The 20,111-nt window shown below is 69.8% G+C and carries 22 protein-coding genes; 4 read left to right on the top strand and 18 right to left on the bottom strand.

The features are described 5' to 3' along the window. The first annotated feature begins 1 nt into the window (after position 1). Positions 2-601, top strand: coding sequence for a nucleotidyltransferase family protein (locus ASF45_RS01480; RefSeq protein WP_056655795.1), 600 nt, complete (start codon positions 2-4; stop codon positions 599-601). Here the strand turns inward: ASF45_RS01480 and ASF45_RS01475 are convergent. Genes ASF45_RS01475 through ASF45_RS01445 form a run of 8 tightly spaced genes read right to left on the bottom strand, consistent with a single transcriptional unit; the run spans position 591 to position 5,896 of the window. Next, positions 591-1,178, bottom strand: coding sequence for a YceI family protein (locus ASF45_RS01475; RefSeq protein ID WP_056655793.1), 588 nt, complete (start codon positions 1,176-1,178; stop codon positions 591-593). The genes ASF45_RS01480 and ASF45_RS01475 overlap by 11 nt on opposite strands. Positions 1,179-1,222: 44 nt before the next feature. After that, positions 1,223-1,777: a YceI family protein gene (locus ASF45_RS01470; RefSeq protein WP_056655790.1), complete on the bottom strand. Its 555-nt coding sequence runs from the start codon at positions 1,775-1,777 to the stop codon at positions 1,223-1,225. A 28-nt stretch (positions 1,778-1,805) separates the two neighbouring features. Further along, complete coding sequence (locus ASF45_RS01465; RefSeq protein WP_235580779.1) at positions 1,806-2,324, bottom strand: cytochrome b; 519 nt, start codon at positions 2,322-2,324, stop codon at positions 1,806-1,808. Continuing rightward, positions 2,261-2,824 carry a 2-oxoglutarate and iron-dependent oxygenase domain-containing protein gene (locus ASF45_RS36215; RefSeq protein WP_082550747.1) on the bottom strand — a complete coding sequence of 188 codons (564 nt, stop codon included), beginning with the start codon at positions 2,822-2,824 and terminating at the stop codon, positions 2,261-2,263. Before ASF45_RS36215 ends, ASF45_RS01465 begins: the two co-directional genes overlap by 64 nt. A gap of 3 nt (positions 2,825-2,827) precedes the next feature. Continuing rightward, positions 2,828-3,592 carry an amino acid ABC transporter ATP-binding protein gene (locus ASF45_RS01460; protein ID WP_056655784.1) on the bottom strand — a complete coding sequence of 255 codons (765 nt, stop codon included), beginning with the start codon at positions 3,590-3,592 and terminating at the stop codon, positions 2,828-2,830. Beyond that, entirely contained in the window at positions 3,589-4,320 is a 732-nt protein-coding gene (locus ASF45_RS01455) for an amino acid ABC transporter permease (protein ID WP_056655781.1), read from the bottom strand. The genes ASF45_RS01460 and ASF45_RS01455 overlap by 4 nt, the downstream gene beginning before the upstream one ends. Positions 4,321-4,329: 9 nt before the next feature. After that, complete coding sequence (locus tag ASF45_RS01450; RefSeq protein ID WP_056655778.1) at positions 4,330-5,025, bottom strand: amino acid ABC transporter permease; 696 nt, start codon at positions 5,023-5,025, stop codon at positions 4,330-4,332. 43 nt (positions 5,026-5,068) lie between these two features. Further along, a complete protein-coding gene (locus tag ASF45_RS01445; RefSeq protein ID WP_056655775.1) occupies positions 5,069-5,896 on the bottom strand; it encodes an ABC transporter substrate-binding protein in 828 nt (275 codons plus the stop codon). A gap of 325 nt (positions 5,897-6,221) precedes the next feature. On the opposite strand from ASF45_RS01445, the gene ASF45_RS01440 reads away from it, so the two are divergent. Continuing rightward, on the top strand, positions 6,222-6,758 hold the full coding sequence (locus tag ASF45_RS01440) for an outer membrane beta-barrel protein (protein ID WP_056655772.1): 537 nt from the start codon (positions 6,222-6,224) through the stop codon (positions 6,756-6,758). Between the two features lie 18 nt (positions 6,759-6,776). Continuing rightward, positions 6,777-8,024, top strand: a complete 1,248-nt coding sequence (locus ASF45_RS01435; protein WP_056655769.1) for an NRAMP family divalent metal transporter — start codon at positions 6,777-6,779, stop codon at positions 8,022-8,024. Between the two features lie 3 nt (positions 8,025-8,027). Here ASF45_RS01435 and ASF45_RS01430 read toward each other — a convergent pair whose 3' ends face one another. Beyond that, positions 8,028-9,572 (bottom strand): acetolactate synthase large subunit, encoded by a 1,545-nt coding sequence (locus ASF45_RS01430; protein ID WP_056655767.1) that lies wholly within the window; start codon positions 9,570-9,572, stop codon positions 8,028-8,030. Between the two features lie 63 nt (positions 9,573-9,635). Here ASF45_RS01430 and ASF45_RS01425 point away from each other — a divergent pair, with 63 nt between their 5' ends. Continuing rightward, the gene (locus ASF45_RS01425) at positions 9,636-10,526 is read left to right on the top strand and encodes a LysR family transcriptional regulator (protein ID WP_056655764.1); all 891 of its coding nucleotides are present in this window, start codon (positions 9,636-9,638) and stop codon (positions 10,524-10,526) included. Here ASF45_RS01425 and ASF45_RS01420 read toward each other — a convergent pair. The 9 genes from ASF45_RS01420 to ASF45_RS01380 all read right to left on the bottom strand — a co-directional run bounded on the left by ASF45_RS01420 (position 10,495) and on the right by ASF45_RS01380 (position 20,111). Next, positions 10,495-11,664, bottom strand: coding sequence for a glycerate kinase (locus tag ASF45_RS01420; RefSeq protein WP_056655760.1), 1,170 nt, complete (start codon positions 11,662-11,664; stop codon positions 10,495-10,497). The two genes, ASF45_RS01425 and ASF45_RS01420, sit on opposite strands and share 32 nt — an antisense overlap. Before the next feature lie 2 nt (positions 11,665-11,666). Then, positions 11,667-12,959 (bottom strand): phosphopyruvate hydratase, encoded by a 1,293-nt coding sequence (gene eno, locus ASF45_RS01415; RefSeq protein WP_056655757.1) that lies wholly within the window; start codon positions 12,957-12,959, stop codon positions 11,667-11,669. A gap of 11 nt (positions 12,960-12,970) precedes the next feature. Further along, positions 12,971-14,386, bottom strand: coding sequence for a pyruvate kinase (gene pyk / locus ASF45_RS01410; protein WP_056655755.1), 1,416 nt, complete (start codon positions 14,384-14,386; stop codon positions 12,971-12,973). A gap of 100 nt (positions 14,387-14,486) precedes the next feature. Then, positions 14,487-15,497 (bottom strand): Gfo/Idh/MocA family protein, encoded by a 1,011-nt coding sequence (locus ASF45_RS01405; protein WP_056655752.1) that lies wholly within the window; start codon positions 15,495-15,497, stop codon positions 14,487-14,489. After that, a complete protein-coding gene (locus ASF45_RS01400) occupies positions 15,497-16,261 on the bottom strand; it encodes an SDR family NAD(P)-dependent oxidoreductase (RefSeq protein WP_056657381.1) in 765 nt (254 codons plus the stop codon). The genes ASF45_RS01405 and ASF45_RS01400 overlap by 1 nt, the downstream gene beginning before the upstream one ends. A 16-nt stretch (positions 16,262-16,277) precedes the next feature. Next, entirely contained in the window at positions 16,278-17,567 is a 1,290-nt protein-coding gene (locus ASF45_RS01395) for a TRAP transporter large permease (RefSeq protein ID WP_056655750.1), read from the bottom strand. A gap of 4 nt (positions 17,568-17,571) precedes the next feature. After that, the gene (locus ASF45_RS01390; protein WP_082550746.1) at positions 17,572-18,165 is read right to left on the bottom strand and encodes a TRAP transporter small permease; all 594 of its coding nucleotides are present in this window, start codon (positions 18,163-18,165) and stop codon (positions 17,572-17,574) included. Positions 18,166-18,222: 57 nt separating this feature from the next. Continuing rightward, complete coding sequence (locus ASF45_RS01385) at positions 18,223-19,191, bottom strand: TRAP transporter substrate-binding protein (RefSeq protein WP_056655746.1); 969 nt, start codon at positions 19,189-19,191, stop codon at positions 18,223-18,225. A 32-nt stretch (positions 19,192-19,223) separates the two neighbouring features. Beyond that, complete coding sequence (locus tag ASF45_RS01380; RefSeq protein ID WP_056655742.1) at positions 19,224-20,111, bottom strand: SMP-30/gluconolactonase/LRE family protein; 888 nt, start codon at positions 20,109-20,111, stop codon at positions 19,224-19,226.

Below are 20,111 nucleotides of genomic sequence, written 5' to 3'. Positions count from 1 at the left end.
CATGCCGCTCACGCCGCAAGGCCTGGTCGCTGGCGCGCTGGCCAATCCGGTCAACGCCGCGCTGGTCGAGCGCCTCGCACCGATGGACCTGCCACAAGGCTTCCTGGTCGCCGGCTGCCTGTACCAGTCGGTCTGGAACCGTCAGGACGGCCGCGCGCCCGGCTGGGGTGTCAAGGATTACGACATCTTCTACTTCGACGCGCGCGACCTGTCCTGGGAGGCCGAGGATGCGGTCATCCGCGCGGTGCAAGCGGCCACGGCCGACCTGGGCGTGGAGGTGGAGGTCAAGAACCAGGCGCGCGTGCACCTGTGGTACCGCCAGCGCTTCGGCATGGACTATCCGCAGCTCGGGAGCACGCGCGATGGCATCGACCGCTACCTGGTCGCCTGCACCTGCGTGGGACTGGAACTGGCCGGCGGTGCGCTGTATGCGCCGCACGGGCTGGAAGAACTCGAGGCCGGGGTCCTGCGCATGAACCCCTGGCATCCGGCGCCTGCGCTGTTCCTGCGCAAGGCCGAGAGCTACCGGGCGCGCTGGCCTTGGTTGACGGTGCTGCCACCGGACCAGGCCGATGGCGGTGCGCCCGCTGTTACTGCTTGATGGCCTCGATCTGCGCCACGATGCGCACTTCCTTGGGCATGCCGAACTTGATGCCGTAGTCCACGCCGAAGGCCGTGCGGTCGATGGTGGTCTCGAAGTCGCCGCCGCAGACCTCGCGCTTGAGCATGGGGCTCTCGTAGCAGTTGAACTGCTTGGCCTTGAAGGTCACGGGCTGGCTCTTGCCCTTGAGGGTCAGGGTGCCGGCCACTTCGCTGACCTTGTCACCATTGAAGGTGAACTTGTCGCCCACGAAGGTGGCGGTCGGGAACTGGGCGGCGTCGAAGATGTCGGCGCTTTGCAGGTGCTTGTCGAACGGCGGCGTGCCGGTGCTGATGGAGGCGATCTGGAACGTGATCTCGACCTTGCCGGTCTTGGCCGCCTTGTCCAGCGTGATCTGGCCTTCCTTCTTCTCGAAGCGGCCACGGTTCACGGCGGCGCCGAAGTGGCTGATCTCGAAGGTCGCGAAGGTGTGTGTCGGCTCGACCACGTAGGTGGCGCTCTGCGCATGGGCAGAGCCTGCGGCGAGCAGGATCGAAGCGGCGGCGGTGGCCAGGGCGGTCAGGGCAATGCGTTGCATCCAGGAATCTCCAGTTGAGGTGAGAAGGGTCGGGGTTGGGGGAATCAGAGCTTGGGCACGCCGGTCAGCGCGAGCTTGAGCTTGATCTGCACGTCGTCGGCGACCATGGACGTGTCGGTCCATTCGTTCTCGCCGATCTTGAAGGCCAGGCGCTTGATGGTGAACGCGCCTGTGGCCACGGTGTTGGCACCGCTCTGCGTGAGCGTGACGGGCACGACCACATCCTGGGCATTGCCCTTGATGTCCAGCTTGCCGGCCACTTCGTACTTGCCGCCGCCCAGGGCCTTGATGGCGGTGGACTGGAACTTGGCCTGCGGAAACTTGGGCGTGTTGAACCAGACCGGCTTGACCAGTTCGGCGTCGGCTTCCTTGCTCAGCGAGGCGCTGCCCATGTCCACCGTGAAGGCGACCTTGCTGGTGGCCAGCTTGGCCGGGTCGAACGCGACCTGGGCGTCGAACTTCTTGAAGCGGCCCTCGACGGGCACACCCATCTGCTTGCTCACGAAGGCGATCTCGCTCTGCGCGGGCACCAGGGCCTGTTGCGCCAGCGCGGCGGTGGCGGCCAGCATCAGGCCGGCGAAAGTGGTGGCGAACTTCATGACAACTCCGAACAAAAGGAAAGGTGGCTCAGCCGCGGCCGGGCAGCATGCGCGCCAGCAGCCCGTCGCGGTCGATGAAATGGTGCTTGAGCGCGGCTGCCACGTGCAGCACGACCAGCGCGGCCAGCGCGTAGGCGCTGATCTCGTGCCAGGGCTTGATCAGCTTGGCCAGGTCCGGATCCACGGGCACGAAATCGGGCAGCGGCACCAGGCCCAGGAACACGATGGGGAAGCCCGCCGCCGAGCTGTAGGCCCAGCCGATCAGCGGCACGGCGAAGAACAGCAGGTACAGCAGGTGGTGGGTGCCGTGGTGGGCGATCTGCTGCCAGCGCGGCATGGCGGCCTGCACGGCGGCCGGCAGCGCGGGCGCGCGGTGCGTGATGCGCCACAGCAGCCGCAACGCAGACAGCGCCAGGATGGTCACCCCGGCCCACTTGTGCCAGTTGTAGAGCTTGAGCCGCGCGGGTGAGAACGGCAGGCTGGTCATGTACAGGCCCACGGCGAAGATGCCGACCAGGGCGAGGGCCAGCAGCCAGTGCAGGGCCATGGCCGTGGCGGTGTAGCGTGTCGAGGCGTCGGTGGGATGCGGCATGCGGCAGTGTTTTCTTGTGGGACGTCGGTTTCCATCGGGCACGGCCAACCGCGCTGACCCGAATCTAGAGCGTCGACCGTGCGTAAAGTTTCAATGATTTTGTCTTGACGGTTCAAATTCGGTGAAGCGCCTGGCGGAGCGGCGCCGCCGCTCGGCGCTTGGAGCACTTCCCGCACCAGCTGCGGGACCACCTTGGACACCTTGTCGAGCAGGTAGTCGCCGTAGCGGCCGTGGAAGGCGTGCACATGGGCCTGGTCCCAGCGTGTGGCGCCGTCGTCCACCACGGCCGGCCCGAGCCGCTGCGTCAGCACCGGCGCGATGCCGTGCCCGGTGGCGTAGAAGACGCCGTGCGCGCTGCAGGCCTGGCCGATGGCGGCGGCGGTCTCGCCGCGCCGCGCCGTGCCGTCCACCAGGGCCGACACGTCGATGGTGGGAAGCATGTGCGGGTGGGTCATGGTTCAGCTCCGGGCCGCGGGCCGGTCGGTGGTGGGCGCGAACGGCGTGCGGATGTCGGACAGGAACTGCTGCGCGCGCGGATGCTGCGGCCGGTTGAAGAAGTCCTGCGGCGTGGCGCGCTCCAGCACGCGGCCTTCGTCCATGAACAGCACGCGGTCGGCCACCTCGCGCGCAAAGCCCATCTCGTGCGTCACGCAGACCATGGTCATGCCTTCGCGCGCGAGGTCGCGCATGACCAGCAGTACCTCGCCCACCATCTCCGGGTCCAGCGCGCTCGTGGGTTCGTCGAACAGCATCAGCGGCGGCTGCATGGCCAGCGCCCGCGCGATCGCCACGCGCTGCTGCTGACCGCCGGACAGATCGGCCGGGTACGCGGCCGCCTTGTGCGCGAGGCCGACGCGCGCAAGCAGCGTGTTCGCGCGGTCCTCTGCCTGCGCGCGCGGCAGGCGGCGCAGCTGCATGGGAGCCAGCGTGCAGTTCTGCAGCACCGTCAGGTGCGGGAACAGGTTGAACTGCTGGAACACGAAGCCGATGCGCGAGCGGAAGTCGTTGAGGTCGACGCCGCGCGCGTGGATGTCCTGCCCGGCCACGGTGATGGTGCCCGACTGGATCGGCTCGAGCCGGTTCACGGTGCGGATCAGCGTCGACTTGCCCGAGCCGGACGGACCGCAGACCACCACCACCTCGCCCTTGGCGATGGTCTCGGTGATGTCGGTCAGCGCCTGGTAGGCGCCGTACCACTTGTTGACCTTGTCGAACTGGATCATGGCGCGCTCGCTTGGGGCTGGGCCGGGCGGTGCCGGGCGGGGTCGGCCTGCGGGCTGCGGGCCAGCCGGCGTTCCAGCCAGTAGGCCAGGCGCGACAGGCCGAAACACAGGATGAAGTAGGTCAGGCCCAGCACGGCATAAAGTTCGACCGGACGCGTGAACACCTGGGTGTTGATCTGCGTGGTGATGAACGACACCTCGTTCAGGCCGATGATGTAGCCCAGCGAGGTTTCCTTGATGGTGGAGACGAACTGGTTCACCAACGAGGGCAGCATGGCGCGCGTGGCCTGCGGCAGCACCACCGTGCGCATGGTGCGCCACCAGCTAAGGCCCAGCGAGCGCGCCGCCTCCACCTGGCCGCGCGGCACGCCCTGGATGCCGGCGCGCACGATCTCGGCCAGGTAGACGGCGTCGAACACCACCAGCGCGATCAGCATGGTGGCGAACTGGTCGGTCTTGACGCCCGTGACGCTGGGCAGGAAGAAGTAGGCCCAGAACACCACCATCAGCAGCGGGACGCCGCGCACCACGAACACCAGCGCCGTGACCGGCAGGCGCAGCCAGGCGAAGGGGCTGACGCGGGCCAGGCCCAGCACGATGCCCAGCGGCAGGCCCAGCAGCAAGCCCAGCGAGGCCAGCAGCAGCGTGAGCGCCAGGCCGCCCAGCGGCCCGTTCGGGTACTGGCCGATCAGGAAGTAGACCCAGTAGGTGTCGATGAGCTCCAGCATCGGGCGTCCCTAGGCCGTGCGCGACGGGTAGCGCGACTGGTACCAGGCCGCCAGGCCGGTAATGGCCAGCGACACCGTGAGGTAGGCCGCGGTGGCGAAGGCAAAGGATTCGAAGCTGCGGAAGGTGGCGCTTTCCACCTGACCGGCCTGGTACATCAGCTCGGCCGCGCCGATCACGGTGGCGATGCTGGTGTTCTTCCACAGGTTCAGCGTCTGCGAGATCAGCGGCGGCACGGTGATGCGCAGTGCCTGCGGCAGGATCACGCGGCGCATGGTGGCCAGAAAGCCGAAGCCCAGCGCGCGCCCGGCCTCGAACTGCACCGCCGGAATCGCCCGGATGCCGCTGCGGATGTCTTCGGACATGTAGGCCGCCGTGTACAGCGTGAGCGCGACCACGGCGCTGGCCGCCTCGATGTTGCCGCTGTACAGCCAGGCCTTGAGCCCCGCGGGCAGCAGTTCGGGCGCGGCGAAGTACCAGAACAGCATGTGGGCCAGCAGCGGGATGTTGCGGACCGATTCGACATAGGCGAAGCCGAGCCAGCGCAGCGCGGCGGCCGGTGCCAGCCGCAGCAGCGCCACCAGCAGCGCCAGCGGCAGCGCGCACACCAGCGTGGCTGCCGCCAGCTGCAGCGACAGCACCAGGCCGGCCACGAGCATGTCGTGGTACTGGCCCTTGAGCAGCAGGGAGTAGTCGAAGACCGGCATGCGGAGCAGGCCCGTGGGGGCGCTGCGGCGGGGCGCCGCGCCGTCAGCCGGCGATCTTGTCCGTCTCGAACTTGAAGCTGCGCGTGTTCGAGTTGGTCTTGGTGCCCGGGCCGAACCACTTCATGTAGAGCTTCTCGGCATCGCCGGACTTCTCCAGCGCGCGCAAGGTCTCGTCGACCACGGCCTTGAGGCCCGCCTCGCCCTTCCTGAGACCCAGGGCCAGCGGTTCGATGCTGAGGTTGGTGGGCAGCATCGTGTACTCCTGCCCCTTGGGGCCGAGCTTGGCGATGTCCACCAGCAGGCTCAGCTCGTCGTTCACGTAGGCCACGCCCTTGCCCTGCTGCAGCGCCAGGAAGGCCTGCTGCGAGTTCTCGTAGGTGACGACCTCGGCCGTCGGCACGGCCTTGCGGATGTTGGGCTCCTGGGTGCCGCCCTTGGCCGTCAGCACGCGCTTGCCGGCCAGCTCGGGCACGTCCTTCACGCCGCTGGACTTCTTGACCATCGCCTTCTGGCCGGTCACGAAGATGGTCAGCGAGAAGTCGATCTGGGCCTCGCGCTCCTTGTTGTGCGTGAGCGAGGCGGCCAGGAGATCGACATGGCCCTGCTGCAGCTCGGGGATGCGCGCCGCGATGGCGATCTGCTTGAACTGGGCCTTCACGCCCAGCGCCTTGGCCACGGCGTTGCCCAGGTCGACCTCGTAGCCGACCAGCTCGCGGGTCTTGGGATCGAGGAAGCTGTTGGGCTCGTCGGTGCCCAGCACGCCGACGACGAGCCGGCCCTTTTGCTTGATGTCGGCCAGCTGGTCGGCCTGGGCGGCACCGGCGAAGGCCAGGCCGGCTGCGAGGAGGGCGGTGAAAAGGCGGCGTTGCATGGTTGTTGGGCTCCGGGACAGGATGGCGCAGTTTGGGTGGCGCCGGTCTCCACGGCAGCGTGCCCCGGCGGCAGCTTACCCGCGAACGGGGCCGCCGGTCCCGGCCGCCGCGCAGGCGCGTGGAGCGGATGCAACAGATGCTGGGCCGGTGGCGGGCTTCATGGGCAACTCGTTCATGTTGCACGGTGTATTGCAGCAGTAACACGCGCGGCCGCCGCGCGAACCGTATGGCAACACGCCGCCGCAACACTGGCGCCATTCGCACCGCAAGGGTGGTGCGGAACCCACCGGCCGCAAGCCTGGCTTGCGGCACAAGGAGTGCACCATGCGCAAGATTCTTTCTCCCATCGCCGCCGTCGGCCTTGTCGCCCTGCTGGGCCTGGCCACCGGCGCGCAGGCGGCCGACACCTATGTCGGTGGCGCCATCTCCGCGCCCGACTACAGCAACCGGATCAACGGCATGGGCGGTGACGGCGGTGGTCACGATGCCGGCGTCAAGCTCTACGGCGGCTACAAGTTCACGCCCAACTTCGCGGTCGAAGGCGGCTACGTGAACCTGGCCCGCAGCAAGGACATCGACGGCACCGTGAAGGGCCAGGGCGTCTACGTGGACGGCGTGGGCAGCGTGGCGGTGGCGCCGCAACTGTCGGTCTACGGCAGCGCCGGTGTGGCCGACGTGCGTTTCCGCACGCCCGAGGGCAACGACTCCAGCCCCGCGCTCAAGCTGGGCGCGGGCGTGCAATACGACGTGAACCAGACCGTTGCACTGCGCGTGGGCTACGACCGCTACCACTTCACCGACGCCTTCGACGGCAAGGCCAACGTGGGCCAGGCCACGGCTGGCGTCCAGGTCGCGTTCTGACCCTGACGGAGGCCGCCAATGCACGCCAAGGCATGGCGCGGCCTGCGCCAGCTCGGCCCGGGCCTGATCACGGGGGCGGCCGACGACGATCCGAGCGGCATCGCCACCTATTCGCAGGCCGGTGCCCAGTTCGGCTACGGCATGCTGTGGACGGCCGTGGTCACGCTGCCGCTGATGGCGGCCGTGCAGGTGGTCAGCGCGCGCATCGGCTATGTCACCCGGCGCGGGCTGGCGGCCAACATCCGCGATGCCTTCCCGCGCTGGGTGCTGCTGCTGGTGGTCGGCCTGCTGGTGGCAGCCAACACGCTCAACATCGCGGCCGACATCGCGGCCATGGGCGAGGCGCTGCGCGTGCTGCTGGGCGGCTCGGCCCATGTCTATGCCGTGACCTTTGGCCTGGCCAGCCTGGTGCTGCAGGTGTTCCTGCCCTACCAGACCTATGTGCGCTGGCTCAAGTGGCTCACGCTGGCGCTGCTGGCCTATGTGGCCGTGGCCTTCTCGCTGCACCTCAACTGGTGGGAGGTGCTGCGCCGCGCGGCCTTGCCGCAGCTGGCGCTGGACCATGACCTCTTGCTGATGGTGGTTGCGCTGCTGGGCACGACCATCAGTCCCTACCTGTTCTTCTGGCAGGCCGCGCAGGAGATGGAAGACCGGCGCGATGGCCCGCCCCATGGCGCGGCCGACGTGCGCCGGCACCTGCGCCGCATCAAGCTCGACACGCTGGTGGGCATGGGCTTTTCCAACCTCATCGCCTTCTTCATCATCCTGAGCACGGCGGCCACTTTGCACGCGGCCGGCGTGACCGACATCCAGACCTCGGCCCAGGCGGCCGAGGCGCTGAGGCCGCTGGCGGGCGACTTCACGTTCGGGCTGTTCAGCCTGGGCATCATCGGCACCGGCATGCTGGCCGTGCCGGTGCTGGCCGGCTCGGCCGGCTATGCCGTGGCCGAGGCCGCGGGCTGGCAGGGAACGCTGAGCGCCCGGCTGGACCGCGGCGAGGGCCGTGGGTTCTATGGCGTGATCGCCGCGGCCACACTGGGCGGCGTGCTGCTGTGCTTCACGCCCATGGACCCGGTGCGCGAGCTGTTCTGGTCGGCCGTGCTCAACGGCGTGATCTCGGTGCCCATCATGGCCGTCATGATGGTGCTGGCTGCGCGCCCGGCCGTGATGGGCCCGCACGTGATCGGGCCGCGCCTGCGCGCGACCGGCTGGCTGGCCACCGCGGTCATGGGCGCGACGGTGGTGGCGATGTTCGCCACCTGGTGAGCATCACACCATCAGTTCGATCAGGAACGGCCCCTGGCGCGCGAAGCTCGCGCGCAGCAGGTCCGCGCACTGCTCCAGCGTCTCGGCGCGCGCGGCTTCCACGCCCATGCCGCCGGCCAGGCGCACCCAGTCCAGGTTGGGGTTGCCCAGGTCCAGCATGCGCATGGCGGTGTCGCCGGGCTTGGCGCCCACGCCCGCGTACTCGCCGATCAGGATGTTGTACTTGCGGTTGGACAGGATGATGGTGGTGCAGGGCAGCTGCTCGCGCGCCTGCGTCCACAGCGATTGCAGCGAGTACATGGCCGAACCGTCGGCCTGCAGGCTGATGACGCGGCGCGCGCGTTTGGCACCGATGGCCGCGCCCGTGGCCACGGGCAGCCCGTCGCCGATCGCGCCGCCGGCCAGATGCAGCCAGTCGTGCGCGGGTGCGGCATGGGTGTGCTGGTAGAAGCCGCGGCCGAAGGACACGCTCTCATCGGAGACGATGGCCTGCTCGGGCATCAGCGCGGCCACGGTCTGGGCCAGGCCTTCGGGCGTGGGCTTGCCCTGTGCGGGCGCTGGGCGTGGACCGGCCTCGGGCAGCGCGATCTCGGGCGCGTTCAGCGCCTCCGCGAGTGCGCGCAGCGCAGCCGTGGGATCCTGGTCCAGGCGCGAGAGGCGGTGCAGCTGCGCCTCGGGCGCGTACTGCGTGGACGGCTTGCCCGGGTAGGCGAAGAAGCCCACGGGCGGCTTGGCACCGACCAGCACGATGTGCTTGAAGCGTGCCAGCGTCTTGATGGCCAGGTCGGTCACGTAGGGTACGCGCTCCAGCGGCAGGCGGCCGCGGCCGCGCTCCACATGCGCGTTCATGAAGTCGGCCAGCAGCGTGGCGCCCGTGGCCTGGGCCACGCGCCAGGCCAGGGCCTGGGCCGGACCGCGCACGGCGCTGTCGGCCAGCAGGATCAGCGTGTCGCGGCCGGCCGCGCGCAGCACGCGCGCGGCGTTGTCGACGGCCAGCGGGTCCAGCGGGCCGGGCGCCGGCACGGGCAGCGGCTCGGCCACGGCCCCGCCTTCGTTCCACGAGGCATCGGAGGGCAGGATCAGCGTGGCCACCTGGCCAGGCGCACCGCGCGCGGCCTGCACGGCGGCCGCCGCGTCGCGGCCCACGTCCTCGGCACGGGTGCTGGTGCGCACCCATGCCGAGACAGTGCGCGCCATGGCCTCGGTGTCGGCCGTCAGCGGTGCGTCGTGCGGGCGGTGGTAGGTGGCCTGGTCGCCCACGATGTTGACGATGCCGGCGTGGGCGCGGCGTGCGTTGTGCAGGTTGGCCAGGCCGTTGGCCAGCCCCGGGCCGCAGTGCAGCAGCGTGCAGGCCGGTTTGCGCGCGATGCGCCAGTAGCCGTCGGCCATGCCGGTGACCACGTTCTCCTGCAGGCCCAGCACGCAGTCCATGCCGGGGATCTGGTCCAGTGCGGCGACGAAGTGCATCTCGCTCGTGCCGGGGTTGGCGAAGCAGGTGTCGATGCCTGACTTCAGAAGCGTGTGGACCAGACTGTGGGCGCCGTTCATCAGCGAACTCCTTGGGTGGATAGGGGTGAATGCGCGGGAGCCGTGTGCCAAACTTCCCGGACCATGGAAATCTACCAACTGCGCGCCTTCGTCGCTGTCGCCCGTGTCGGCCATGTGACCCGGGCGGCAGAGCAGCTGCATCTGACGCAATCGGCAGTCTCCAAGCAGCTCAAGGCGCTCGAGGAAGAACTGGGCGGCCCGCTGTTCGACCGTACCACGGCCGGCATGACCCCCAGCGCCATCGGCCGGCGGCTGCTGCCCTTGGCCCAGCGCACGCTGGACGCCGCGGGCGAACTGGCCAGCGCCGCGCGGCAGCTGCAGGGCCAGCTGACGGGCACGCTGCGCCTGGGCACCATCGTCGATCCGGCCTCGATCCGGCTGGGCGAGCTGCTCAGCGAGATGCAGCAGCACTGCCCGCAGGTGGACGTGCGGCTGGCGCACGGCATCTCGGGCACGGTGCTGCAGCAGCTCCAGGATGGCGAGCTCGACGCCTGCTTCTTTCTGGGCGAGGTGGACGATGCCGACGTCTCGGCCATCACGCTGGGCCTGGAATCCTACGCCGTGGTACTGCCGCCGGCCTGGGCACCGCGCGTGATGGGCCAGGACTGGGCGGCGCTCGCGGCGCTTCCCTGGATCGGCACGGTGCGCGGCAGCTCGCAGACCCTCATCATGGAGAAGCTGTTGCGCCAGCGCGGGCTGTCGCGCCAGACCGTGGCCGAGGCCGACCAGGAGTCCTCCATGCTCGACCTCGTGCAGGCCGGCGTGGGCCTGTGCCTGGCGCGCGAGCGGCGCGTGCAGGAGCTGCTGGCGGCCGGCCGCCTCGTGGCCTGGGACGGCGAGCGCATCGCCTGCCCGCTGTCGCTGCTGATGCGGGCTGAAAACCAGGCGCGGCCCTTGCAAGCCGCGTTGCGCGAGCGCGTCTTCAGCGTGTGGCCGGCCGCTGTGCAGGCGTAGCCAGGCGCTGGCCCAGCCGCAATGCCATGCCGATGTTGCGGGCCGTGGCGCGCACATTGGACGCGGCATCGCGTAGCGCTTCTTCCACGGTGCAGACGCTGCGTACGGCGCTGAACACGGCTGCGATGCCGTGTTCGTGCACGGCGCTGGAATCCGGCGTCAGCGCACCCGACAGACCGATCACGGGCACGCCAAGGCGCGCTGCCAAGCGGGCCACGCCGATGGGCGCCTTGCCGTGGATGGTCTGGCCGTCGGTACGGCCTTCGCCCGTGATGACGAGGTCGGCCTCGCGCACTGCGGCGTCCAGCCCCAGCGCGTCGGCCACCACCTCGCTGCCCGGCCGCAGCTGCGCGCCCAGCACCGCGAGCAGGGCCGCGCCCATGCCGCCGGCGGCGCCCGTGCCGGGCACCTCGGCCACGTCCTGGCCCAGGTCGTCGCGCAGCGCCTCGGCCAGGCGTTGCAGGCAGCCATCGAGTTCGGCCACCATGGCCGGCGTGGCGCCCTTCTGCGGGCCGAACACGGCCGAAGCGCCGCGTGGCCCGAGCAACGGGTTGGTCACGTCGCAGGCCACGTCGATGCGGCATTGCGCGATGCGCGCGTCCAGGCCGCTGGCGTCGATGCGCTGCAGCCGCGCGAGCGCAGCCCCGCCGCGGGAGAGGTCCCGGCCGTCGGCATCGAGCAGGCGCACGCCCAGGGCCTGCAGCATGCCGGCGCCGCCGTCGTTGGTGGCGCTGCCGCCCAGGCCGATGACGAAACGCCGCGCGCCGGCATCGAGCGCGTCGGCGATCAGCTCGCCCGTGCCGTAGCTTGTGGCGCTGCGCGGGTCGCGCTCGGCCGGCGGCACGGCTTCGAGCCCGCTCGCGGCAGCCATCTCGATGACAGCAAGATGCTGGTCCGCGACCAGGCCGTAGTGCGCCGCGATGCGCCGGCCGGTCGCACCTGTGACCATGACCTCACGCAGTTGGCCGCCCGTGGCATCCACGAGCGCCTGCACCGTGCCCTCGCCGCCGTCGGCCATGGGCAGCAGCCGGTAGCGCGCTGCGGGGAAAACCTCGCGCAGGCCCGCCTCGATGGCCTGCGCCACTTCGAGCGCGCTGAGGCTTTCTTTGAAGGAATCGGGGGCGATCAGGATCTGCATGCTCAGCGACCCTGGCGCAGCAAGGGGAAGGCATCGCGGCCCGCGTAGACCGCGTCGCGGCCGAGTTCGGCCTCGATCCACAGCAGCCGGTTGTACTTGGCCATGCGGTCCGAGCGGCACAGCGAGCCGGTCTTGATCTGCGTGGCGCGCGTGGCGGCGGCCAGGTCGGCGATGCAGCAGTCTTCGGTCTCGCCGGAGCGGTGCGAGACCACGGCGCTGTAGCCCGCCGCGGCCGCCATGTCGATCGCGGCCAGCGTCTCGGTCAGCGTGCCGATCTGGTTGGGCTTGACGAGGATGGCGTTGGCGATGCCGCCGTCGATGCCGCGGCGCAAGATCTCTGTGTTGGTCACGAACAGGTCGTCGCCGACCAGTTGCACGCGCCGGCCCAGGCGCTCGGTCAAGAGTTTCCAACCCGCCCAGTCGCTCTCGTCCAGCCCGTCCTCGATGGAGACGATGGGGTAGGTGTCGACCCAGCGCGCGAGGTAGTCGACGAAGCCGGCGGAGTCGAAGGCGCGGTTCTCGGACGCCAACTGGTAGCGGCCGCCCTCGTGGAACTCCGAGCTGGCGGCGTCGATGCCCAGGAAGATCTCGCGGCCCGGCCCGAAGCCAGCCAGTTCGATGGCGCGCACGATGGTGTCCAGCGCGGCCTCGTTGGAGGGCAGGTCGGGCGCGAAGCCGCCCTCGTCACCGACCGCGGTGGCCAGCCCGCGCGTCTTGAGCAGGGCCTTGAGCGCGTGGAAGATCTCCACGCCGTAGCGCAGTGCCTCGCCGAAGCTCGGTGCGCCGATGGGCAGCACCATGAACTCCTGGATGTCGACGTTGTTGTCGGCATGCGCGCCGCCGTTGATGATGTTCATCATGGGCACGGGCAGCGTGAGCGGGCCCGTGGGCGCGAGCTGGCGGTACAGCGCCCGGCCCTGCGATGCGGCCGCGGCCTGGGCGGTGGCCAGCGACACGGCCAGCAGCGCGTTGGCGCCCAGGCGCGACTTGTCGGGCGTGCCGTCGAGAGCGCAGAGCCTGTGGTCGAGCGCGGCCTGGTCCAGCGCATCCTGGCCGGCCAGCGCCTGGGCGATCTCGCCGTTCACATGGGCGACGGCGCGGCGCACGCCCTTGCCCTTGTAGCGCGCGGTGTCGCCGTCGCGCAGTTCCACGGCCTCGCGCGAGCCGGTCGAGGCGCCCGAGGGCGCGGCGGCGCTGCCGCAGCTGCCGTCGGCCAGCCGCACGCGGGCGGCCACGGTCGGGTTCCCGCGCGAGTCGATGATCTCCAGGGCCTGGACTTGGGTGATGGTGGACATGGCGTGGTTTCTCAGGCCTGGGCGATGTGCAGAAGATTCGTGGTGCCGGCTTTGCCGAATGGCATGCCGGCCGCGATCGCGATGGTGTCGCCAGGCTGTGCGAAGCCCTGGTCGCGGGCCAGCGTGCAGGCGGCCTGCACCATGCCGGGCACGTCGTCCACGTCGTGCGGCACATGGACCGAATGCACGCCCCAGGCCAGCGCCAGGCGCCGGGCCGTGGCCAGGTCGGGCGTCACGCTGACGATGGACGCCTGCGGCCGTTCGCGCGCCGCGCGTAGGCTCGTGAAGCCCGAGCGCGTGAAGGTCACGATGGCGGCCGCGCCCAGCAGCTCGGCCGACTGTTGCAGCGCGGCGCAGATCGCGTCGCCCACGGTGGGCTGGGGCGCGAAGCCCGAGGCCTCGACCACGGTGCGGCAGTGCGGGTCGGCCTCGGCCGCGCGGACGATGGCGTCCATGACGGCCACGGCCTCGCGCGGGTAGCGGCCCGAGGCCGATTCGGCCGACAGCATCACGGCGTCGGCACCGTCGTAGACGGCGGTCGCCACGTCCGAGGCCTCGGCCCGCGTGGGCACGGGGGCGCTGACCATGGACTCCAGCATCTGCGTGGCCACGACCACGGGCTTGCCGGCCTGGCGGCAGCTGCGCACGATGCGCTTCTGGATCGGCGGCACCTGCTCGGCCGGCATCTCCACGCCGAGGTCGCCGCGCGCAACCATCACGGCATCCGACAGTGCCACGATGGCGTCCAGATCGGCGATGGCTGCGGGCTTCTCCAGCTTGGACAGGATGGCGGCGCGGCCCTGCACCAGCGTGCGCAGTTCCTGCACGTCCTCGGGACGCTGCACGAAGGACAGCGCGACCCAGTCCACTCCGAGTTCCAGGCCGAAGGCCAGGTCGGCGCGGTCCTTGGGCGTCAGCGCCGAGATCGGCAGCAGCACCGAGGGCACGTTCACGCCCTTGCGCTCGGACAGCACACCGCCTGCGATGACCTCGGTCTCGGCGAAGTCGGCGCCGCAGGCCAGCACGCGCAGGCGCAGCTTGCCGTCGTCCAGCAGCAGGTCGTGGCCGCTTTGCAGCGCGGCGAAGATCTCGGGGTGGGGCAGCGGGGCGCGCGTGGCGTCGCCGGGTGTGGGGTCCAGGTCGAGCCGAAAGCGTGCGCCTTCGGCCAACGTGACCGGGCCGTCGGCGAAGCGGCCGACGCGCAGCTTGGGGCCTTGCAGGTCCAGCAGCACGGCGATGGGCCGGCCGGCTTCGCGCTCCACGGCGCGGATCAGGTCGTAGCGGGCCTGGTGGTCGGTGTGGCTGCCGTGGCTGAAGTTCAGGCGGAACACGTCCGCCCCGGCCTCGAACAGGGCGGCGATGGTGGCGCGGTCCGAGCTGGCGGGACCGAGCGTGGCAATGATTTTTCCGTGGCGTTGGCGTCGCATGAGGGCAGGTCGGTTGGTGGTGCCGCGACTCTAGGCACTGCCTTCCCCTTTGACCAATGGCATTGCGTCAACACCGCCATGCCCCGCAGGAATGACGCCGCTACAAGCCGACGGCGCCGCCCTCGCGCGAGGAGCGCAGCACGGCCTCGATGAGCCGCTGCACGACCAGGGCCGAGGCACCGTCGGTGAGCGGTGCGCGCCCCTCGCCGATGGCGGCCAGGAAGTCCGCGATCACGGCGCGGTGGCCGGCGTGGTCGAAGCCCATGAGGTTGGCGCCCGCGCCCGAGGCCTGGGGCTGGCCCACGCGCAGCGTGTCCTGGCCCGGGCGCTCGACGACCAGCGCACCGGCTTCCAGCGTGGCCGTGCCCTGCGTGAAGTTCAGCGCGATGCGCTCGGGGTAGCCCGGGTAGGCGGCAGTGGTCGCGTCGAGCACACCGATGGCGCCGTTCTCCCAGTGCAGCAAAGCCGCCGCCTGGTCCTCGGTCTCCATCCGGTGCACGGGCGAGGTGGCGGCCAGGCCCATCACGCGCTGCGGCGCGCCGACCAGGTGCAGCAGCAGGTCCAGCGTGTGGATGGCCTGCGTCATGAGCACGCCGCCACCGTCGCGCGCCAGCGTGCCGCGGCCGGGCTGGTCGTAGTAGCTCTGCGGGCGCCACCAGCGCACGGTGGCGCTGGCACTTGTGAGCCGGCCGAGACTGCCGCTGCGGACCAGTTCCGCCAGTTGCAGTGCGGCAGGACTCGCGCGGTGCTGCAGCATCACGGCCAGGCGCACGCCATGGCGCGCACAGGCGGCCACGAGGGCCTCGGCGCGTGCCAGCGTGAGTTCCACGGGCTTCTCGACCAGCACGTGCTTGCCGGCCGCGGCCAGGCGCTCGACGATGTCCAGGTGCGACTGTGGGGGCGTCAGCACCAGCGCGGCGGTGACGCTCCTGTCCTCCAGCACATCGTCGAGCCGCGTCGTCGTGCGCGCACCGGCCGGCAGTTCGACAGTTGCCAGCCGCTGCAGGTCGCGGCCCCAGACCCATGCCACTTCGGCCTGGCCGCGCAGGTCGTGCAGGCTGCGCAGATGCGGTGGCGCGGCCACGCCCGCGCCGATGACGGCGATGCGCATCACGGCATGTACTGGCCGCCGTTGACTTCCAGGATCTGGCCGGTCACGTAGCCCGAGAGTTGCTCGGAGGCGAGGTACAGGAAGGCGCCCACGCATTCTTCTGCCGTGCCGAGCCGGCCCATGGGGATGCTGGCGCGGAAGTTCTCGAGCATCTGCGCGGTGGAGAAGCGGTCCTGGAACGGTGTGGCGATCACACCCGGCGCCACCGCGTTGACGCGGATGCGGTCGGGCACCAGTTCCTTGGCCAGGCCGCGCGTGGCCGTGCTGATGAAGCCCTTGGACCCTGCATAGAGGTAGGCGCCCGGCCCGCCGCCGTTGCGCGCGGCCACCGAGGTCACGTTGATGATGCTGCCGCCGCGGCCCTGCTGGCGCATGAGCGGCACCACCTCGCGGCAGAACACCAGCGCCGACAGCGCGTTGACGTGCAGCACTTCGTCGAACAGTGCGTCGGTGAACTCGGCGATGGGCGCGCGCTGCACCAGGCTGCCGGCGTTGTTGACGAGGATGTCGACGCCGCCGAAGGCCTGCACGGTGGCGGCCACGCAGGACTTGATGGCCGCGCTGTCGCGCACGTCGGCGCGCAGCGCCACGGCTTGGCCGCCGCCTTGCACGATCTGCGCGACCACGGCCTGCGCCGGGCCTTCGCTCTGGTTGTAGTGCACCACCACCTTGCAGCCCTGTGCGCCGAGCGCAGCCGCCACGGCGGCGCCGATGCCGGTGCTGGCGCCTGTCACGAGCGCGGTCTTGCCTTTCAGATCCTGCATGTGCATCTCTCCTGGTTTACTTGAACAGTCCCGGCAGCCACAGCGAGAACGCCGGCACGTAGGTCACGAGCATCAGGCAGGCTGTCAGCGCGCCGTAGAAGGGCAGGATGGACTTCATCACCTGCCCTACCGAGACCCCGCCGATGGCGCACCCCACGAACTGCGTGACCCCCACGGGCGGCGTGTTCAGGCCCAGCGCGCAGTTGATCAGCATGACGATGCCGAACTGCACCGGGTCCATGCCGAACTGGGCGGCGATGGGCAGGAAGATCGGCGTGCAGATCAGGATGGTGGCTGCCATGTCCAGGAAGGTGCCCAGCACGAACAGCAGCACGTTGATCATCAGGAAGATCATCCACGGGCTGGTGGTCACCGACTGCATCAGCTCGCCGGTCTTCTGCGGCACCTCGTACAGCGCCATGAAGTAACCGAAGGCCGAGCTGATGCCGATCAGCAGCAGCACCACGCCGGTGGTCTTGCAGGCCTTGGCACAGGCCTTGAGGAAGTCCTTCCACGACAGCGAGCGGTAGACCAGCACCGTGACCAGCAGCGCCCACAGCACGGCGGTGGCCGCCGATTCGGTGGCCGTGAAGATGCCCGACAGGATGCCGGCCAGGATGATCACGACGATGAGCAGGCCTGGCAGCGCGCCCAGGAAGGACTTGATGACCTCGCCCCAGCCCGGGAACTTGCCGCGCGTGGGGTAGCCGCGCTTGACCGCCACGTAGTAGGCGGCGATCAGGTTGCAGATGGTCAGCAGCAGCGCCGGGATCACGCCCGCCAGGATCAGGCTGAACACGCTGACCGAGGCGATGCCCGTGGTCGCCAGCGTGAAGATGATCAGGTTGTGCGAGGTGGGCATCAGCGCACCGACCAGGGCCGCGTGCGTGGTCACGTTCACGGCGTAGTCGGCGTCGTAGCCTTCCTTCTTCATGAGCGGGATCATCACCGAGCCCATGGCCGAGACGTCCGCCAGCGGCGAGCCCGCGACGCCGCCGAACAGCGTGCAGCCCAGCACGTTGCTCATGCCCAGGCCGCCGCGCACGTGGCCCACCAGGCTGTTGGCGAAGCGCACGATGCGGTCGGCGATGCCGCCGTACAGCATGAGTTCACCGGCGAACACGAAGAACGGGATCGCCAGGAACGAGAAGATCTGCATGCCGCCCACCATCTTCTGGAAGACGATGGCAATGGGCATGCCCGAGTACAGCACGGTGGCCACCGAGGCCAGGCCGATGGAGAAGGCCACGGGCACGCCCAGCACGAGCAGCACCGCGAAGACGATGGAGAGAACGGTCAGTTCCATGGGGTCAGTACCAGGAGGGGACGACGTCTTCGTGGCGGATGAGCGCGACGATGTGTTCGATGCTGAACAGGACGATCAGGATGCCGGCGATGACCAGCGAGAGGTAGTCGATGCCCACGGGCATCTGCAGCATGGGATCGAGTTCGTCCCACTTCAGGCGCGTCCAGAGCCAGCCGCTTTGCACCATGATGCCGCCGAACAGCGCCACCAGCGCGTGGATCAGGATCTCGATCTTCAGCCGCAAGCCTTCGGGCAGCAGCGAGACCAGCGACTCCAGGCCGATGTGGCCGGCGTCGCGCACGCCCACGGCCACGCCCAGCGCGGTGACGTACAGCACCAGCTGCAGCGCCAGGGCCTCGGCCCAGGTCGGGGTGTCGTTGAAGACGTAGCGGCCGACCACCTGGACCTGCACGCTGACGATGATGCCGACCAGGCCGAAGATGGCCAGGATCAGGCTGGCCTTGCTCAGCGCGCCGCACAGGCGCGAATACCAGTGCGTCGCGGGCTGGCGGTCAGGGGTCGGGTCGAGTGAGGGCGCGACCGGCGCGGCAATCGCGCTCGTCGCAGCGGCGTGGGCCGAGGGCAGGGGAGAATTCATGGCGTGTCCGGCGGGAAGGCCGGTCCCGCGGCGTGCGGGCCCGGCCGGTTCAACGGCTTACTTCGTGTCCTGCACGGCCTTGACCAGGCGCTGCAGGTCCGGCGTGTTGATGAACTTGGCGTAGACCGGCTGCATGGCGGCCTTGAACGAGGCCTTGTCCACGTCCTTGACGATGGTGGAGCCGGCCTTGACGACGATGTCCAGCGCCTTGGCTTCCTGCTCGTCCCACTTCTGGCGCTGGAAGGTCACCGATTCCTTGGCGGCCTTGCGGAACAGGGCCTGGTCGGCCGGGCTCATCTTGTCGAAGATGGCCTTGGAAATGACCAGCATCTCGGGCGCCATCGAGTGCTCGGTGTGCGAGTAGAACTTCACCGCCTCGTAGTGCTTGAAGCCTTCGTAGGAAGGGATGTTGTTCTCGGCCGCATCGATCAGGCCGGTCTTCAGCGCGGTGTAGACCTCGCCGGTGGGCATGGGCGTGGCGTTGGCGCCCATGGCGCCGACCAGCGCGACCCACAGGTCGGACTGCTGCACGCGGATCTTCAGGCCCTTGGCGTCGGCCAGGGTCTTGACCGGCTTCTTGGCGTAGATGGAGCGCGCGCCCGAGTCGTAGAAGGCCAGGCCCACGAGGCCCTGGCTCTCGCAGCCCTTCAGGATCTCCTCGCCGACCGGGCCGTCCAGCACCTTGCGCATGTGCGGGATGGAGTCGAACAGGAAGGGCATGGTGGGCACCAGCGTCTTCGGGCAGATCGAGTTCAGCGAGCTGATGTTGACGCGGTTCATCTCCAGCGCGCCGATCTTGACCTGGTCCAGCGTTTCCTTCTCCGAGCCCAGTGCGCTCTTGTTGAAGACCTTGATCGTGTACTTGCCGCCGCTTTCCTTGGCCAGCACCTGGCTCATGTGCTTGACGGCCGCCACGGTGGGGTAGTCGTCGCTGTTGTGCACGTCGGCCGAGCGGAACTCGACGGCCTGGGCCGACAGGGCAAAAGCGCTGGCGGCCAGCGCGAGAAGGGTTTTGGTGCGGGTCATTTGTCGTCCTCTGTGGTGGTGGTGAAAGGGGATCAGGGTTGGAAGGCCGGTTCCGCGATGCCCTGGGTGCCAGGGTCCAGCGCGAACACGCCGCCGGCCAGCGGCTGGTCCGACAGGTCGCCGCCGGGCCGGATGGAGGTCACGTACAAAGTGTCCAGGCGCGGGCCGCCGAAGGCGCACATCGCAGGCTTCTTGACCGGCACGGCCAGCGACTTGTCGAGCCGGCCGTCGGGCGTGAAACGGTGCACGAGGCCGGCGTCGTTGCCGCAGATCCAGTAGCAGCCGTCCACATCGATGGCGGCGCCGTCGGGGCGGCCGGGCAGCGGGTTCATGTCGACGAACAGGCGGCGGTTGGACGGCGTGCCACTGGCGGTGTCGTAGTCGAACGCCCAGATGCGTTGCTCCTGGGGATGCGAATCCGACAGGTACATGGTCGTGCCATCGGGGCTGAACGCCAGGCCGTTGGGCACGATGAAGTCGCTGAGCTGCGCGGGCAGGGCGGTGTCGCCTGCGCCGTAGCGGTACCAGGCGCCGGCGCGGATGGCTGCACCCATGTCCAGGCACATGGTGCCGGCCCAGAAGCGGCCCTGGCGGTCGCAGCGGCCGTCGTTGAAGCGCATGGCGGAGGAGCCATGCTGCACGGCGGCCAGGCGCTCGGCCTGCACCTGGCCGTCGTCCTGCAGTTGCAGCGCGAACAGGCCGGTCTCCATGCCCGCGATCCAGCGGCCCGGCTGGGCGGTGGCCGCGATGCAGGCCGGCATCTCTGCGGTGGCCCACAGGCGGTGGCCCTGCACGGGCGACCAGCGGTGGATGGCCTTGCCCGGGATGTCGACCCAGTACAGCGCCTGCTCGCCCGCATGCCAGACCGGGCTTTCGCCGGTGCCGTTGCGGGCGTCGAGGACGAGTTCTGCGGTGCTCAA

It is taken from the genome of Pseudorhodoferax sp. Leaf265, assembly GCF_001422365.1.
Lineage (GTDB): Bacteria > Pseudomonadota > Gammaproteobacteria > Burkholderiales > Burkholderiaceae_C > Pseudorhodoferax.
This window is presented reverse-complemented; position numbering and strand designations above follow the sequence as displayed.